Origin of the sequence: Streptomyces sp. NPDC053750, assembly GCF_044544295.1 — a bacterium.
GTDB lineage: Bacteria > Actinomycetota > Actinomycetes > Streptomycetales > Streptomycetaceae > Streptomyces.
In genome coordinates this window covers 472,992-488,172 of sequence record NZ_JBITXB010000001.1, presented here as the reverse complement: position 1 = coordinate 488,172, position 15,181 = coordinate 472,992, and the positions used below count along the sequence as shown (strand labels likewise).

Genomic DNA, 15,181 nt, shown 5'->3' with positions numbered 1-15,181 from the left:
GATCCCGCGGCGTCGCCCTGCCGGCCCCTACTTGACCACGGTCAGCGGCAGCAGCTTCTTGCCGGTCGGGCCGATCTGGATCTCCGTGTCCATCGCGGGACACACGCCGCAGTCGAAGCAGGGCGTCCAGCGGCAGTCCTCGACCTCGGTCTCGTCGAGGGCGTCCTGCCAGTCCTCCCAGAGCCAGTCCTTGTCGAGGCCGGAGTCGAGGTGGTCCCAGGGCAGGACCTCCTCGTAGGAGCGCTCGCGGGTGGTGTACCAGTCGACGTCGACGCCGAAGGGCTCGAGGGCCTTGTCGGCGCAGGACATCCAGCGGTCGTAGGAGAAGTGCTCGCGCCAGCCGTCGAAGCGGCCGCCGTCGTCGTAGACGGCGCGGATGACGGCGCCGATGCGGCGGTCGCCGCGGGAGAGCAGGCCCTCGACGATGCCGGGCTTGCCGTCGTGGTAGCGGAAGCCGATGGAACGGCCGTACTTCTTGTCGCCGCGGATCTTGTCGCGCAGCTTCTGCAGCCGGGCGTCCGTCTCCTCGGCGGAGAGCTGCGGCGCCCACTGGAAGGGGGTGTGGGGCTTGGGGACGAAGCCGCCGATGGAGACCGTGCAGCGGATGTCGCCCGAGCCGGAGACCTCGCGGCCCTTCTGGATGACGTGCGTGGCCATGTCGGCGATCTGGAGGACGTCGTCGTCCGTCTCGGTGGGCAGGCCGCACATGAAGTACAGCTTCACCTGGCGCCAGCCGTTGCCGTAGGCGGTCGCGACGGTCCGGATGAGGTCGTCCTCCGAGACCATCTTGTTGATGACCTTGCGGATGCGCTCGGAGCCGCCTTCGGGGGCGAAGGTCAGGCCGGAGCGGCGGCCGTTGCGGGTCAGCTCGTTGGCCAGGTCGATGTTGAAGGCGTCGACGCGGGTGGACGGGAGGGACAGGCCGATCTTGTCCTCCTCGTAGCGGTCCGCGAGGCCCTTGGCGACGTCCGCGATCTCCGAGTGGTCGGCGGAGGAGAGGGAGAGGAGGCCGACCTCTTCGAAGCCGGTGGCCTTCAGGCCCTTGTCGACCATGTCGCCGATGCCGGTGATGGAGCGCTCGCGCACCGGGCGGGTGATCATGCCGGCCTGGCAGAAGCGGCAGCCGCGGGTGCAGCCGCGGAAGATCTCGACCGACATGCGCTCGTGGACGGTCTCGGCGAGCGGGACGAGGGGCTGCTTGGGGTAGGGCCACTCGTCGAGGTCCATGACGGTGTGCTTGGAGACCCGCCACGGGACGCCCGAGCGGTTGGGGACGACGCGGGCGATACGGCCGTCGGGGAGGTACTCGACGTCGTAGAAGCCGGGGACGTAGACCCCGCCGGTCCTGGCCAGGCGCAGGAGCAGTTCCTCGCGGCCGCCGGGGCGGCCCTCGGCCTTCCAGGCGCGGATGATCGCGGTGATCTCCAGGACGGCCTGCTCGCCGTCGCCGATGACCGCGCAGTCGATGAAGTCGGCGATCGGCTCGGGGTTGAAGGCCGCGTGTCCGCCGGCCAGGACGATCGGGTCGTCGATGCCGCGGTCCTTGGACTCCAGGGGGATGCCGGCCAGGTCCAGGGCGGCCAGCATGTTGGTGTAGCCCAGCTCCGTGGAGAAGGAGAGGCCGAAGACGTCGAAGGCCTTGACCGGGCGGTGGCTGTCGACGGTGAACTGCGGGACGGAGTGCTCCCGCATCAGCGCCTCCAGGTCCGGCCAGACGCTGTAGGTGCGCTCGGCGAGGACGCCCTCCTGCTCGTTGAGTACCTCGTAGAGGATCATGACGCCCTGGTTGGGCAGGCCGACCTCGTAGGCGTCCGGGTACATCAGGGCCCAGCGGACGTCGCAGGACTCCCAGTCCTTGACCGTGGAGTTGAGCTCTCCGCCGACGTACTGGATCGGCTTCTGCACATGCGGGAGCAGAGCTTCGAGCTGCGGAAACACAGACTTCACAGACTCGGCGGCTTCGGCAGGCATCTCACGGAACCTTCGTGTGCTGACAAGGGGGACCATCCAGCCTAACCCGGCCCCGATGGTCCCCCGTACCGCTCGTCCCGTCCGCCTCCCGGCCGCGGGACCGCCCTACGCCGACATGGGTCGTTGCACCGTGATCGACTGGAGCAGTCCCACCGCCATCCACACGGCGAACATCGACGAGCCGCCGTACGACACGAAGGGCAGGGGCAGGCCGGTCACGGGCATGATGCCGAGCGTCATGCCGATGTTCTCGAACGTCTGGAAGGCGAACCAGGCGACGATCCCGGCGGCGACGATCGTGCCGTACAGGTCGGTCGTGTCACGGGCGATCCGGCACGCGCGCCAGAGGATGACGCCGAGCAGGGCGATGATGAGGCCCGCGCCGAGGAAGCCCAGTTCCTCGCCGGCGACGGTGAAGACGAAGTCGGTCTGCTGTTCCGGCACGAAGCGGCCCGTGGTCTGGGAGCCCTCGAAGAGGCCGGAGCCGGTCAGACCGCCGGAGCCGATGGCGATGCGGGCCTGGTTGGTGTTGTAGCCGACGCCGGCGGGGTCGAGTGCCGGGTTGGCGAAGGCGGCGAAGCGGGCGATCTGGTAGTCGTCGAGGACGCCGAGCTGCCACACCGCGAGCGCCCCGGCCGTGCCCGCGCCGAGGAGTCCGAAGACCCAGCGGTTGCTGGCGCCGGAGGCGAGCAGCACGCCGAGCACGATGATGACCATGACCATGACCGAGCCGAGGTCGGGCATGAGCATCACGATCAGCATGGGCACGGTGGCCAGGCCGAGGGCCTGGAGCACGGTCCGGTGGTCCGGGTAGGGCCGGTCGCCCGCGTCCACGCGTGCGGCGAGCAGCATGGCCATGCCCAGGATGATCGTGATCTTCACGAACTCCGAGGGCTGGAGGGAGAAGCCGCCGGGGAGTTTGATCCAGGAGTGGGCGCCGTTGATGGTCGAGCCGAGCGGCGTGAGCACCAGCAGGATCAGGAACACGGAGGCGCCGTAGAGGATCGGCACGACCGTGCGCAGGGCGCGGTGGCCGAGCCAGACCGTGGCGACCATGAGAGCGAGCCCGATGCCGGTGTTCAGCAGGTGCCGGGTCAGGAAGTAGTACGGGTCGCCCTGGTTGAGTTCGGTGCGGTTGCGGGTCGCGGAGTAGACGAGCAGGGAGCCCATCAGGGACAGGGCGACGGCGGCCAGCAGTATGGGCCAGTCGAGCCGGCGGGCCATCGAGTCCCGGGCGAACAGCCGGGTCCATCCGGCCTTCTCGGGTCCGTACCCGGAGACCTGGAAACTGTTGGCCCCGGTCATGCGCGCGCCCTCCGGCTTCCGCTTCTGCCGCCGCCGCGTCGGCCCCCGCCGCCGCGTCGTCGGTGACGGCGCGTCTCGCGGTTGTCGGCGTTGTTCTGCGCCGGTGCCGTCGCGCCCTGCTCCTGGGCGTCGTCGAGGGGTGCGTACTCCTCCTCCGGGGAGGCTTTCTCGTCCGGCAGCAGGTCCTTGACGATGTCCTTGGAGATCTTCGGCGCGGGGATGGTCCCGTCGGTCTTGATCGTCGGCAGCTTCGCCTGCGGCTGGGGCAGCAACGCCTTCTTCTTGTCGATCGCCCCGTCGTCGGAGACGCCGTACAGCGCGTCGTAGATGTTGCGGACCGCGGGACCGGAGGCGCCGGAGCCCGTACCGCCCTGGGAGATCGTCATGACGATCGCGTAGTCGTCGGTGTACGTCGCGAACCACGAGGTGGTCTGCTTGCCGTAGACCTCGGCGGTACCGGTCTTGGCGTGCATCGGGATCTCGTCCTGCGGCCAGCCGCCGAACCGCCAGGCGGCGGTGCCGCGGGTGGCGACGCCGGCGAGGGCGTCGTCCATCTTGGCCAGCGTGGTCTTGCTTATCGGCAGCTTGCCGTGGGACGTGGGCTCGATCTCGTCGACCTGCTTGCCGTCGGGGCTGACGATCGCCTTGCCGATGGTGGGGTCGTACAGCGTGCCGCCGTTGGAGATGGCCGCGTAGATGGTGGCCATCTGGATGGGGGTGACGAGGGTGTCGCCCTGGCCGATGGAGTAGTTGATGGAGTCACCGGCGCGCATCTTGTTGCCCTCGAGGCAGTTCTCGTACGCGATCTTCTCGACGTACGAGCCGTCCTTCTTCCCGGTCTTGCACCAGGCGTCCTTGTTGGCCTCCCAGTACTCCTGCTTCCACTCGCGGTCGGGGACGCGACCGGAGACCTCGTTGGGGAGGTCGATGCCGGTCTGCTCGCCGAGGCCGAACTGGTGGGCGGCCTTGTAGAAGTAGTCGTTGGGGTCCTTGGGCTTCATCCCGCCGTCCTTCAACCACTCCTGGTGGGCCAGGCGGTAGTAGACGGTGTCGCAGGAGAGCTCCAGGGCGCGGCCGATGCTGATCGGGCCGTAGCTGGCGGACTCGAAGTTCTTGAAGACCTGGCCGCCGACGGAGTAGGAGCTGGAGCAGTCGTAGTTGCCGTCGAACTCGTAGCCGGCCTCCACCGCCGCGGACGAGGAGACCACCTTGAAGATGGAGCCGGGGGCGGCCTGGCCCTGGGTGGCCCGGTTGAGCAGCGGGTAGTTGGAGTCCTTGCCGGTGAGCTTCTTGTAGTCGGCGCCGGAGATGCCGCCGACCCAGGCGTTCGGGTCGTACGTCGGGTTGGAAGCCATGGCGACGACGCGGCCCGTCTTGGCCTCCATCACCACGACGGCACCGGCGTCGGCCTCGTAGAGGCGGTTGGTGTTGCGGTCCATCTGCTTGCGGGCGACCTTCATCGCCTCGTTCAGCTCGTACTCGGCGACCCGCTGGACGCGGGCATCGATGCTGGTGACGAGGTTGGAGCCGGAGACGCCCGGGTCGGACTCGGCCTCGCCGATGACGCGGCCGAGGTTGTCGACCTCGTAGCGGGTGACGCCGGCCTTGCCGCGCAGGGCCTTGTCGTACTGGCGTTCAAGGCCGGAGCGGCCGACCTGGTCCGAGCGCAGGAAGGGCGAGTCGGTGTCCTGGGCCTTCTGGATCTCCTCGTCGGTGACCGGCGAGAGGTACCCGAGGACCTGGGCGGTGTTCGACTTGCCGGGGGCCGCGTAGCGGCGCATGGCCTGGGGTTCGGCGGTGATGCCGGGGAAGTCCTCGGCGCGTTCGCGGATCTGGAGGGCCTGCTTGACGGTGGCCTCGTCGGTGACGGGGATCGGCTGGTAGGGCGAGCCGTTCCAACAGGGCTGCGGGGTCTCGGCGTCGCACAGCCGGACCTTGTCCATGACGTCCTTGGGCTTCATGCCGAGGACCCCGGCGAGCTTGGTGAGGACGGCCTCGCCGTCGTCCTTCATCTTCAGCAGCTCGGTGCGGGAGGCGGAGACGACGAGCCGGGTCTCGTTGTCGGCGAGCGCCACGCCGCGCGCGTCCAGGATGGAGCCGCGGGGGGCGGGTTGGACGACCTGCTGGACGTGGTTGCCGGACGCTTCCTTGGCGTATTCGTCACCCTGGCGGATCTGGAGGTACCAGAGCCGGCCGCCAAGGGTGCCGAGGAGGGAGAGGACGAGGATCTGGATGACGACGAGCCGGGTCTGGACGCGGGTACTGCGGCCGGTCTCGGGGATGTTGGTCATGGGCGCAGCCCATTCGTTGGAAGGGTGGTGGCGGGCGACGGGTGGGCGGTCACTGCTGCCTCCCCCTGTGTGTGTACGTGTCGGTGTGGTCGTCCGGGTGGTGTGTCGCCGTCACAGCCGCTTGACCCCCTTGATGCGGCCGGCCCGGGCCACCCGTGCCCGCGCCGCCTTCACCCGGAGTCCGCTGCGCTGCCTGCCGATGCGCAGGCCGGTGCCTCCGGAGAGCCAGCCGGAGGAGATGTCGGCGTTCTGGCCGGCGGAGTTGGTCTCGGCCAGCGGGTCGTTCTCGGCGCGTCTGGCCAGCGCCATGATGCCGGGGACGACGAAGGGCGCGAGCAGCAGGTCGTAGAGGGCGGCCGTGAACAGCAGGCCGGGCAGGCCGACATGGCGGGCGGCGGTGTCGCCGACGAGGGCGCCGACGCCGGCGTAGAGCAGGGTGGTGCCGAGGGCGGCGACGACCACGACGGCCATGGGGCCGGTGGCGGACCTGAGCCTGCCGTTCTCCGGTTTGGCGAGGCCGGCGAGGTAGCCGATGACGCAGAGCACCAGGGCGTAGCGGCCGGCGGCGTGGTCGGCGGGCGGGGCGAGGTCGGCGAGGAGTCCGGCGCCGAAGCCGACGAGGGCGCCGCCGACGTGGCCGTAGACCAGGGCGAGGCCGAGGACGGTGAGCAGCAGCAGGTCCGGGACGGCGCCCGGCAGATGGAGGCGGGCGAGGACGCTCACCTGGATGACCAGGGCGACGACGACCAGGGCGACGGACAGCAGGATCCGGTTGACGCGCATGGGGTGAAAGCTCCTACTGCTCGGTCTGCTCGTTCAGCTCGGTCTGCTCATTCTGCTCGGTCTGCCCGTCCTGCCCGGTCCCCGACCGGCCGTCGGCGGGTGCCTCGGCGGAGGGGGTCACGGTCACCGTCACGGTCGGCGTGGGCTTCGGCTTCGGCTTGTCCGGAAGCACCGTGTCGCGCGGGTCCTTCTGCGGGGCCTGGACGACGACGCCGACGATGTCGAGCTTGGTGAAGCCGACGAACGGCGTGACCTCGAGGATGCGGGTCAGGTCGCCGCCGTTGGGGTCGACGCGGGTGACGGTGCCGACGGGCACGCCGGGCACGAACGGCTTGTCGGCCTGGGAGCCGAAGGTGACGAGGCGGTCGCCCTTCTTGACGTCGGCCTTGCCGTTGAGGAGTTCGACGCGCAGGGGGCGGCCGCCCTGGCCCGAGGCGAAGCCCAGTTCGTCGCCGGCCTCCATGCGGGTGCCGACGGTGAAGTCGGGGTCGTTGGCGAGGAGCACGGTGGCGGTGTTCGGACCGACGGTGGTCACGCGTCCCACGAGGCCGTCGCCGTTGAGGACGGTCATGTCGCGCTGGATGCCGTCGTTTGCGCCGACGTCGATGGTGATGGTCCAGGAGAAGCCCTGCGCGGCTCCTATGGCGATGACCTGGGCGCCCTTGATGCCGTACTGGCCGGCGCCGGCCAGCCCGAGCATCTTGTCGAACTGCTTCAGCCGGCTGCGTCCGCGCTCGTCGCTGCCGAGCTTCGCCTTCAAGGCCGCGTTCTGCGTCTCCAGTTCGGAGAGCCGGTCGTGCCGGTCGCCGGATTCGCGGATCGCGGAGACCGCGTTGCCGACCGGGTCGACCGCGGCGGAGACCCCGTTCTCGATCGGACCGAAGACGGTGGCCGCGGCCTGCCGGGCGCCGTCGACCGGTGAGTCCTCCCCGCCGCGGATGTCCACCGTGATCAGTGCGAACGCGATGGCGATCAGCAGCACCAGGAGCAGCCGGCTCTCTTTCGTGTCCCTCACGTGCGGCGGCCGTGCCTTCCTCGTCGAATTCGGGAATTACGTGGCGGTGTTCAGGAATTCAGGAGATTCAGTGCGTCAGGCACAAGCGCGGTACTCGCGGCACTCACGGCACTGAAGCCTCTATATCAACGATCCGCCGCACGAGAGGAGATCGTCTCGTACGGCGGAACCGAAGTGTTGCGTCATCTGCGGGGCTGGGCGTCCAGCACCTGCTGGAGCGCCTCGAACTCCTCGACGCACTTGCCGGACCCGAGCGCGACGCTGTCCAGCGGATCCTCGGCGATGTGGATCGGCATTCCGGTCTCCCGGCGCAGCCGCTCGTCGAGCCCGCGCAGCAGCGCGCCGCCGCCGGTCAGGACGATGCCCCGGTCCATGATGTCGCCGGACAGCTCCGGCGGACACTTGTCGAGGGTCGTCTTGACGGCGTCGACGATCGCGTTGACCGGCTCCTCGATCGCCTTGCGGACCTCGGCCGCGGAGATGACGACGGTCTTGGGCAGTCCGGAGACGAGGTCCCGGCCACGGATTTCGGTGTGCTCGTCGGAGTCGAGGTCGTACGCCGAACCGATCGTGATCTTGATCTGTTCGGCCGTGCGCTCACCCAGCAGAAGGCTGTACTCCTTCTTCACGTGCTGGATGATCGCGTTGTCCAGCTCGTCGCCCGCGACGCGGATGGACTGGGCGGTGACGATGCCGCCGAGCGAGATGACCGCGACCTCCGTGGTGCCGCCGCCGATGTCGACCACCATGTTGCCCGTGGCCTCGTGGACCGGCAGGCCGGAGCCGATGGCCGCGGCCATGGGCTCCTCGATGATGTGCACCTGGCGGGCGCCGGCCTGGGACGACGCCTCGATGACGGCGCGGCGCTCGACACCGGTGATGCCCGAGGGCACACAGACGACGACCCGCGGACGAGCCAGATACCGCCGCTTGTGGATCTTCAGGATGAAGTAGCGGAGCATCCGCTCGGTGATCTCGAAGTCGGCGATGACGCCGTCCTTCAGCGGGCGCACGGCCACGATGTTGCCGGGCGTGCGTCCGATCATCTTCTTCGCTTCGGCGCCGACCGCGAGGATGCCACCGGTGTTGGTGTTGATCGCGACGACGGACGGCTCGTTGAGTACGATCCCGCGACCCCTGACGTACACCAGCGTGTTGGCGGTCCCGAGGTCGACAGCCATGTCACGGCCGATGAACGACATTGAGTTCCCCATCAGGATTCGACTGGCCTTCCCAGGAGCTTTTGAGGGCTTTTCAGGTAGGCGAGGTGGGTGCAGTGACGCGTGGAGGCTTCCATCGTAGACGCGCTTTCGCGAACACTGCGCGAGGGTCTTCGCCATTGTCAGCAGATGGCGCATCGCCTCGCTTGTGGAGACGGGCCAACGGTGGCATCCGTTCCCCCGATCAGGCGCGCATATGCCACAGGGCGGTCGCTTTTACGCGACCGCCCCGGTCGGCGGCGGGCCATTCGACTGACGAAGCGTCAGAAAAAAGTATCCCCGATGTGTCCCGGACGGGGATCAGACACGCCCCGGGAAGAAGATCTTCAGCTCGCGCTCGGCGGACTCCTCGGAGTCGGAGGCGTGGATCAGGTTCTCGCGGACGATCACACCGAAGTCCCCGCGGATGGAGCCGGGGGCGGCGGCGATCGGGTCGGTCGGACCGGCCAGCGCGCGCACACCCTCGATGACCCGCTCACCCTCGACGACCATGGCCACGACCGGGCCGGACGCCATGAACTCGACCAGCGGCTCGTAGAAGGGCTTGCCCTTGTGCTCGCCGTAGTGCTGCTCCAGCGTCTCGGCGTCCAGGGTGCGCAGTTCCAGCGCGGTGATCTGCCAGCCGGCCTTGCGCTCGATACGGCTGATGATCTCGCCGGTCAGGCCACGACGGACGGCGTCGGGCTTGAGGAGGACGAGGCTGCGCTGGGTCACGACGGGCTCCCTTGAAGGTGTGCGGTTGTACAAGGTGATGACTGAGGTTACCGGGCGTGTCGCGGCGCCCGTCACGCAGCGTCAGGCAGCGTCGGGCGCGGCGGCCTCGGCCTGCGCCGCGAATCTCGCCTTCGCCTCGTCGATCTTCCGTCCGTAGTGCACCGAGGCCCACCACAGCGCCGCGAAGATCGCACCCAGGAAGAACATGGTCGGCACGACGAAGCCGGACGCGATCAGGGCGATCTGCAGGGCCCAGCCGAGGGCGACGCCGCCCGGCCGGGTCACCACACCGCACAGCGCCACACACAGGAACATGGCGATGCCGCTGACCGTCCACACCGTCCCCATGGACAGGTCGGGGTCCTTCATGGCGACCAGTCCGGCGAAGCCGATGACGAAGAACTCGCCGATCAAGGTCGAAGCACAGAGCGTACGCACGTGAATCCTCAGCCCTTCCCCAGCAGCAGCCGGGCCTCGCCGACGGTGATGACGGAACCGGTGACGAGCACACCGCCGCCCGCGAACTCGCCCTCCTCCTCGGCCAGCGTGATCGCGGCCTCCAGCGCGTCCGGCAGCCGCGGCTCGACCTGGACGCGGTCCTCGCCGAACACCTCGACGGCGATCCCGGCCAGCTCGTCCGCGTCCATCGCACGGTGGCTGGAGTTCTGGGTGACGACGACCTCGGCGAAGACCGGCTCGAACGCCTCCAGCAGCCCCCGCACGTTCTTGTCGCCGCTCGCGCCGACCACACCGATGAGCCGGCTGAACTGGAACGCCTCCCCCACCGCCTCGGCGGTGACCCGGGCCCCGGCCGGATTGTGCGCGGCGTCCAGCACCACGGTCGGCGAGCGCCGCACCACCTCCATCCGCCCCGGAGAAGCGACGGCGGCGAACGCCTTGCGTACCGTGTCGACGTCCAGCGGCTCCGGACGCTGCGCGCCGACGCCGAAGAACGCCTCGACGGCGGCCAGCGCCACGGCCGCGTTGTGCGCCTGGTGGGCACCGTGCAACGGCAGGTAGACCTCGGGGTACTCGCCACCGAGCCCGCGCAGCGTCACCAGCTGCCCGCCGACGGCGACCTGCCGGGCGACGACCCCGAACTCCAGCCCCTCACGCGCCACCGTGGCGTTGACGTCCACCGCCTTCTTCAGCAGCACCTGCGCCGCGTCCACCGGCTGCTGGGCCAGGATCACGGTGGCGTCCTGCTTGACGATCCCGGCCTTCTCGGTCGCGATCGCGCCGGGCGTCTCGCCGAGCCGGTCGGTGTGGTCCAGGTCGATGGGGGTGACGACGGCGACGTCCCCGTCGATGACATTGGTGGCGTCCCAGGAGCCGCCCATCCCGACCTCGACGACGGCCACGTCCACGGGCGCGTCGGCGAAGGCGGCGTACGCCATGCCGGTCAGCACCTCGAAGAACGACAGCCGGTACTCCTGCTGCGCGTCCACCATCTCGACGTACGGCCTGATGTCCTGGTACGTCTCGACGAACCGCTCGGCGGAGATCGGCGCCCCGTCCAGACTGATCCGCTCGGTGATCGACTGCACGTGCGGCGAGGTGTACCGCCCGGTGCGCAGCTCGAAGGCGCCGAGCAGGGCCTCGATCATGCGGGCGGTGGAGGTCTTGCCGTTGGTCCCCGTGATGTGGATGGACGGGTACGACCGCTGCGGATCGCCCAGTACGTCCATCAGCGCGGCGATCCGGGTGACGGACGGCTCCAGCTTGGTCTCGCCCCAGCGGGTCGCGAGCTCCGCCTCGACCTCGCGCAGCGCCTTGTCCACCTCGGGGTCCTCGGGGCGCCCGGGGACGTCGGCCTGCGGCGGGCCGCCCTGGGTGCGCAGGGTACGGCTGCCGGCCTCGATGACGGCGAGGTCGGGGTCGCGGGTGGTCTCCGCGTCGATGATCTCGTCGAAGGAGTCGAGGGGGTCGGAGGGGTCGTTCTGGCCGGGGTTGTCGCTCACGGGGACCAGTCTACGTACCCCGTCCCCCGTAACCGCGGGCAGTCGTGCCGCCTGGGGCGGCACGGGTGGGCGCGGGCGGCACCCCGCCAGCGCCGGGCCGCGCGACCCACCCGACGGCAAGCGAAGACCCCCGGAACCGATCGGCTCCGGGGGCCCGCACCTACGTATCGGCAATTACGCGGGCGGCAGCTTCTCCAGCTGCGCCTGGATGCGGGCGATGTCCTCGTCCGCCTTGGCCAGCCGCCCCCGGATCTTGTCCACGACGTGATCCGGCGCCTTCGCCAGGAACGCCTCGTTGCCCAGCTTGGCGTTGGCCTGCGCCTTCTCCTTCTCCGCGGCGGCGAGGTCCTTCGCCAGCCGCTTGCGCTCGGCGGCGAAGTCGATGACACCGGACAGGTCCAGCGCGACCTCGACCCCCGCCACCGGCAGCGTCGCCGTCGCCGAGAAGCCCTCGCCCTCCGGCTGGAGCCGCAGCAGCTGCCGAACGGCCGCCTCGTGCGCCGCGAGCGCGCTGCCCGTGAGGGTCAGCCGGGCCGGAACCCGCTGGCCCGGCTGCAGGCCCTGGTCGGCGCGGAAGCGTCGGACCTCGGTGACGACGGACTGGACGGTCTCGATCTCCCGCTCCGCGTCCGCGTCCCGGAAGCCCGAGTCCGACGGCCACTCGGCGATGACGACCGACTCGCCACCGGTGAGCGTCGTCCACAGCGTCTCGGTGACGAAGGGGACGACCGGGTGCAGCAGCCGCAGCGTGACGTCGAGGACCTCACCGAGGACGCGCTTGCTGACCTCGGCGGCCTCACCGCCCGCCTGGAAGGTGGTCTTGGACAGCTCGACGTACCAGTCGAAGACCTCGTCCCAGGCGAAGTGGAACAGCGCGTCGGACAGCTTCGCGAACTGGTAGTCCTCGTAGTACGCGTCGACCTCGGCGACGACCGAGTTGAGCCGCGACAGGATCCACCGGTCCGTGGACGACATCTTCGACGCGTCCGGCAGCGGGCCCTCGACGGTCGCGCCGTTCATCAGCGCGAAGCGCGTCGCGTTCCAGATCTTGTTGGCGAAGTTCCGGGAGCCCTGGACCCAGTCCTCGCCGATCGGGACGTCGGTGCCGGGGTTGGCACCGCGGGCGAGCGTGAAGCGCAGCGCGTCGGAGCCGTACTTGTCCATCCAGTCCAGCGGATTGACGGCGTTGCCGAACGACTTCGACATCTTCTTGCCGTGCTCGTCACGGACCATGCCGTGGAAGGCGATGGTGCGGAACGGAACCTCGCCGTCCATCGCGTACAGACCGAACATCATCATCCGGGCGACCCAGAAGAAGATCAGGTCGTAGCCGGTGACCAGGACCGAGTTCGGATAGAACTTCGCCAGGTCGTCGGTCCGCTCCGGCCAGCCCATCGTCGAGAACGGCCACAGGCCGGACGAGAACCAGGTGTCCAGGACGTCGGTGTCCTGGCTCCAGCCCTCACCGGTCGGCGGCTGCTCGTCCGGGCCGACGCACACGGTCTCGCCGTTCGGGCCGTGCCAGACCGGGATGCGGTGGCCCCACCACAACTGCCGAGAGATGCACCAGTCGTTGAGGTTGTCGACCCAGTCGAAGTAGCGCTGCGTCAGATCGGCGGGGTGGATGTTCACCCGGCCGTCGCGGACCGCGTCACCCGCCGCCTTGGCGAGCGGCTCGACCTTGACCCACCACTGCAGGGACAGCCGCGGCTCCAGCGTCGTCTTGCAGCGCGAGCAGTGTCCGACGGAGTGGACGTACGGCCGCTTCTCGGCGACGATCCGGCCCTCGGCGCGCAGCGCGGCGACGATCGCCGAGCGCGCCTCGAAGCGGTCCAGGCCCTGGAACGGGCCGTGCGCGGTGATGATGCCGCGCTCGTCCAGAACCTCGATCGACTCGAGGTCGTGACGCTCGCCGATCGCGAAGTCGTTGGGGTCGTGCGCCGGCGTCACCTTGACGGCGCCGGTGCCGAACTCCGGGTCGACGTGCGTGTCCGCGACCACCGGGATCGAGCGGTCGGTCAGCGGCAGCTTGATCCGCTTGCCGATGAGGTGCGCGTACCGCTCGTCGTCCGGGTGGACGGCGACCGCGGTGTCACCGAGCATCGTCTCGGCACGCGTGGTCGCGACGACGATGGTCTCCTCACCGTCGCCGTACTTCATCGAGACGAGCTCGCCGTCGTCGTCCTGGTAGTCGACCTCGATGTCCGAGATGGCCGTCAGACAGCGCGGGCACCAGTTGATGATGCGCTCGGCCCGGTAGATCAGGCCGTCGTCGTACATCTTCTTGAAGACGGTCTGGACGGCGCGGGAGAGTCCCTCGTCCATGGTGAAGCGGTCGCGGTCCCAGGCGACACCGTCGCCGAGGCGGCGCATCTGGCCGGCGATCTGACCGCCGGACTCGTCCTTCCACTGCCAGACGCGCTCGACGAACGCCTCCCGGCCGAGGTCGTGCCGGGACTTGCCCTCCTTGGCCAGCTCCCGCTCGACGACGTTCTGCGTGGCGATGCCGGCGTGGTCCATGCCGGGCTGCCACAGCGTCTCGAAGCCCTGCATGCGCTTGCGTCGGGTCAGGGCGTCGATGAGCGTGTGCTCGAAGGCGTGCCCGAGGTGCAGGCTGCCCGTGACGTTCGGCGGCGGGATGACGACGGTGAACGGCGGCTTGTCGCTCTTGGCGTCGGCCTCGAAGTAACCCCGTTCCACCCAGCGCTCGTACAGCTCCCCCTCTACCTCGGCCGGCGTGTACTGGGTCGGCAGTTCGGTCGTGGGCGCTGATTGCGGCTGCTGAGAGTTCTCGGTCACGGGGGTCAGTTTAAGGGCGTCACGACCCTGTCCCGAAACACGTTTCCTTTGTAACGGTGCGGCCCCCCGGTGACCTGCGCACGCCAGGTCTGAGTCAGGATGTCAGCACCACGTAAAGCATCTGAGGGGGAACCCAGGAATGAGTCACAACCAGCCGGGCCCGTACGGCGGGCAGCCCCAGCAGCCCGGACCGTACGGCCAGCCGGGTCCGTACGGCCAGCAGCCGCCGCAGGCTCCCCAGCCCGGCTACGGCTACCCCCAGCAGACGCCGCCCGCCCAGCCGGGCTACGGCTACCCGCAGCAGCCCCAGCAGGGCGGCGTCCCGCCGCAGCAGCCGCCGTACGGCCAGCAGGCCCCGTACGGCCAGCAGCCCCCCTACGGCCAGCAGCCGTACGGCATGCCCCAGCCCCCGGCTCCGGGTGGCGGCAAGAAGAAGACGGGCCTGATCATCGGCGCGGTCGCCGTCGTGGCGGCGATCGGCGTGGGGGCGTACTTCGTGCTGGGCGGGAGCGGAGGCGGCAGCGGCTCGGACATCGCCGACGACGGCCCGCACAAGCTGACGACTCCGGCGACGGTGCTGGGTGAGTACAAGAAGAGCGAGAGCGACAGCGGCACCATGGACGCCGGTGACATGAAGGACGCCGAGCAGTGGGGGGTGAAGAACCCCCAGGACGTGAGCGCCTCGTACGCGACGGAGAACAAGGAGAATCCGCTGGCCTCCAAGCAGCTCATGTTCGGTGGCGTCTACGGCACGATCGACGACCCTGAGAAGACCGTCGACGCGATGTTCGCCCACATGAAGAAGGAGAGCGAGGAGGGCGGCAGCGACGAGGACGTCACGTTCCAGGGCGACCCGAAGGAGTACAAGCCCGAGTCCCTCGACGGCGCCATCCTCAAGTGCCAGGACGCCAAGGTCGACAACTCCGACGGCGGGCCGAACGAGCCCAAGTCGATGACCATGACGTACTGCGTCTGGGGGGATCACAGCACGCTCGGCTTCGCCATGCCGATGAGCATCCTGGACATCGCGGCCGGTAAGAAGACCAATCCGGCCGAGGCGGCCGACATCACGGCCAAGCTCCGCAAGGAAGTCCGCGTCAAGGCGTGACGACGGCGTGACAA

The 15,181-nt window shown here is 69.4% G+C and carries 11 protein-coding genes; 1 reads left to right on the top strand and 10 read right to left on the bottom strand.

Annotated elements, in window-relative coordinates; translation table 11 throughout:
• Positions 1-27: 27 nt before the first annotated feature.
• The 10 genes from ACIGO6_RS02090 to ACIGO6_RS02045 all read right to left on the bottom strand — a co-directional run bounded on the left by ACIGO6_RS02090 (position 28) and on the right by ACIGO6_RS02045 (position 14,059).
• Entirely contained in the window at positions 28-1,971 is a 1,944-nt protein-coding gene (locus ACIGO6_RS02090) for a TIGR03960 family B12-binding radical SAM protein (RefSeq protein ID WP_399870041.1), read from the bottom strand.
• 105 nt (positions 1,972-2,076) lie between these two features.
• The gene (gene rodA, locus ACIGO6_RS02085; RefSeq protein ID WP_399870039.1) at positions 2,077-3,276 is read right to left on the bottom strand and encodes a rod shape-determining protein RodA; all 1,200 of its coding nucleotides are present in this window, start codon (positions 3,274-3,276) and stop codon (positions 2,077-2,079) included.
• On the bottom strand, positions 3,273-5,567 hold the full coding sequence (gene mrdA, locus ACIGO6_RS02080) for a penicillin-binding protein 2 (protein WP_399870037.1): 2,295 nt from the start codon (positions 5,565-5,567) through the stop codon (positions 3,273-3,275). The genes rodA and mrdA overlap by 4 nt, the downstream gene beginning before the upstream one ends.
• A gap of 111 nt (positions 5,568-5,678) precedes the next feature.
• Entirely contained in the window at positions 5,679-6,350 is a 672-nt protein-coding gene (mreD, locus tag ACIGO6_RS02075) for a rod shape-determining protein MreD (protein WP_399870036.1), read from the bottom strand.
• Between the two features lie 13 nt (positions 6,351-6,363).
• On the bottom strand, positions 6,364-7,365 hold the full coding sequence (gene mreC, locus ACIGO6_RS02070) for a rod shape-determining protein MreC (RefSeq protein WP_399870034.1): 1,002 nt from the start codon (positions 7,363-7,365) through the stop codon (positions 6,364-6,366).
• 182 nt (positions 7,366-7,547) lie between these two features.
• Positions 7,548-8,567 (bottom strand): rod shape-determining protein, encoded by a 1,020-nt coding sequence (locus ACIGO6_RS02065; protein ID WP_030381728.1) that lies wholly within the window; start codon positions 8,565-8,567, stop codon positions 7,548-7,550.
• Positions 8,568-8,885: 318 nt separating this feature from the next.
• Positions 8,886-9,299: a nucleoside-diphosphate kinase gene (gene ndk, locus ACIGO6_RS02060; protein WP_007449819.1), complete on the bottom strand. Its 414-nt coding sequence runs from the start codon at positions 9,297-9,299 to the stop codon at positions 8,886-8,888.
• Positions 9,300-9,380: 81 nt separating this feature from the next.
• Positions 9,381-9,737, bottom strand: a complete 357-nt coding sequence (locus tag ACIGO6_RS02055) for a DUF4233 domain-containing protein (protein ID WP_399870031.1) — start codon at positions 9,735-9,737, stop codon at positions 9,381-9,383.
• 8 nt (positions 9,738-9,745) lie between these two features.
• On the bottom strand, positions 9,746-11,260 hold the full coding sequence (locus ACIGO6_RS02050; RefSeq protein WP_399870030.1) for a bifunctional folylpolyglutamate synthase/dihydrofolate synthase: 1,515 nt from the start codon (positions 11,258-11,260) through the stop codon (positions 9,746-9,748).
• Between the two features lie 174 nt (positions 11,261-11,434).
• Positions 11,435-14,059 (bottom strand): valine--tRNA ligase, encoded by a 2,625-nt coding sequence (locus tag ACIGO6_RS02045; protein WP_399870028.1) that lies wholly within the window; start codon positions 14,057-14,059, stop codon positions 11,435-11,437.
• A 139-nt stretch (positions 14,060-14,198) separates the two neighbouring features.
• Here ACIGO6_RS02045 and ACIGO6_RS02040 point away from each other — a divergent pair, with 139 nt between their 5' ends.
• Positions 14,199-15,167, top strand: a complete 969-nt coding sequence (locus tag ACIGO6_RS02040; RefSeq protein ID WP_399870026.1) for a hypothetical protein — start codon at positions 14,199-14,201, stop codon at positions 15,165-15,167.
• The last annotated feature ends 14 nt before the right edge of the window (positions 15,168-15,181 follow it).

Coding starts and splice junctions, on each gene's coding strand:
- mreD (WP_399870036.1), bottom strand. CDS start 6,350: ATGCGCGTCAACCGGATCCTGCTGTCCGTCGCCCTGGTCGTCGTCGCC.
- ACIGO6_RS02090 (WP_399870041.1), bottom strand. CDS start 1,971: ATGCCTGCCGAAGCCGCCGAGTCTGTGAAGTCTGTGTTTCCGCAGCTC.
- ACIGO6_RS02040 (WP_399870026.1), top strand. CDS start 14,199: ATGAGTCACAACCAGCCGGGCCCGTACGGCGGGCAGCCCCAGCAGCCC.
- ACIGO6_RS02065 (WP_030381728.1), bottom strand. CDS start 8,567: ATGTCGTTCATCGGCCGTGACATGGCTGTCGACCTCGGGACCGCCAAC.
- mrdA (WP_399870037.1), bottom strand. CDS start 5,567: ATGACCAACATCCCCGAGACCGGCCGCAGTACCCGCGTCCAGACCCGG.
- rodA (WP_399870039.1), bottom strand. CDS start 3,276: ATGACCGGGGCCAACAGTTTCCAGGTCTCCGGGTACGGACCCGAGAAG.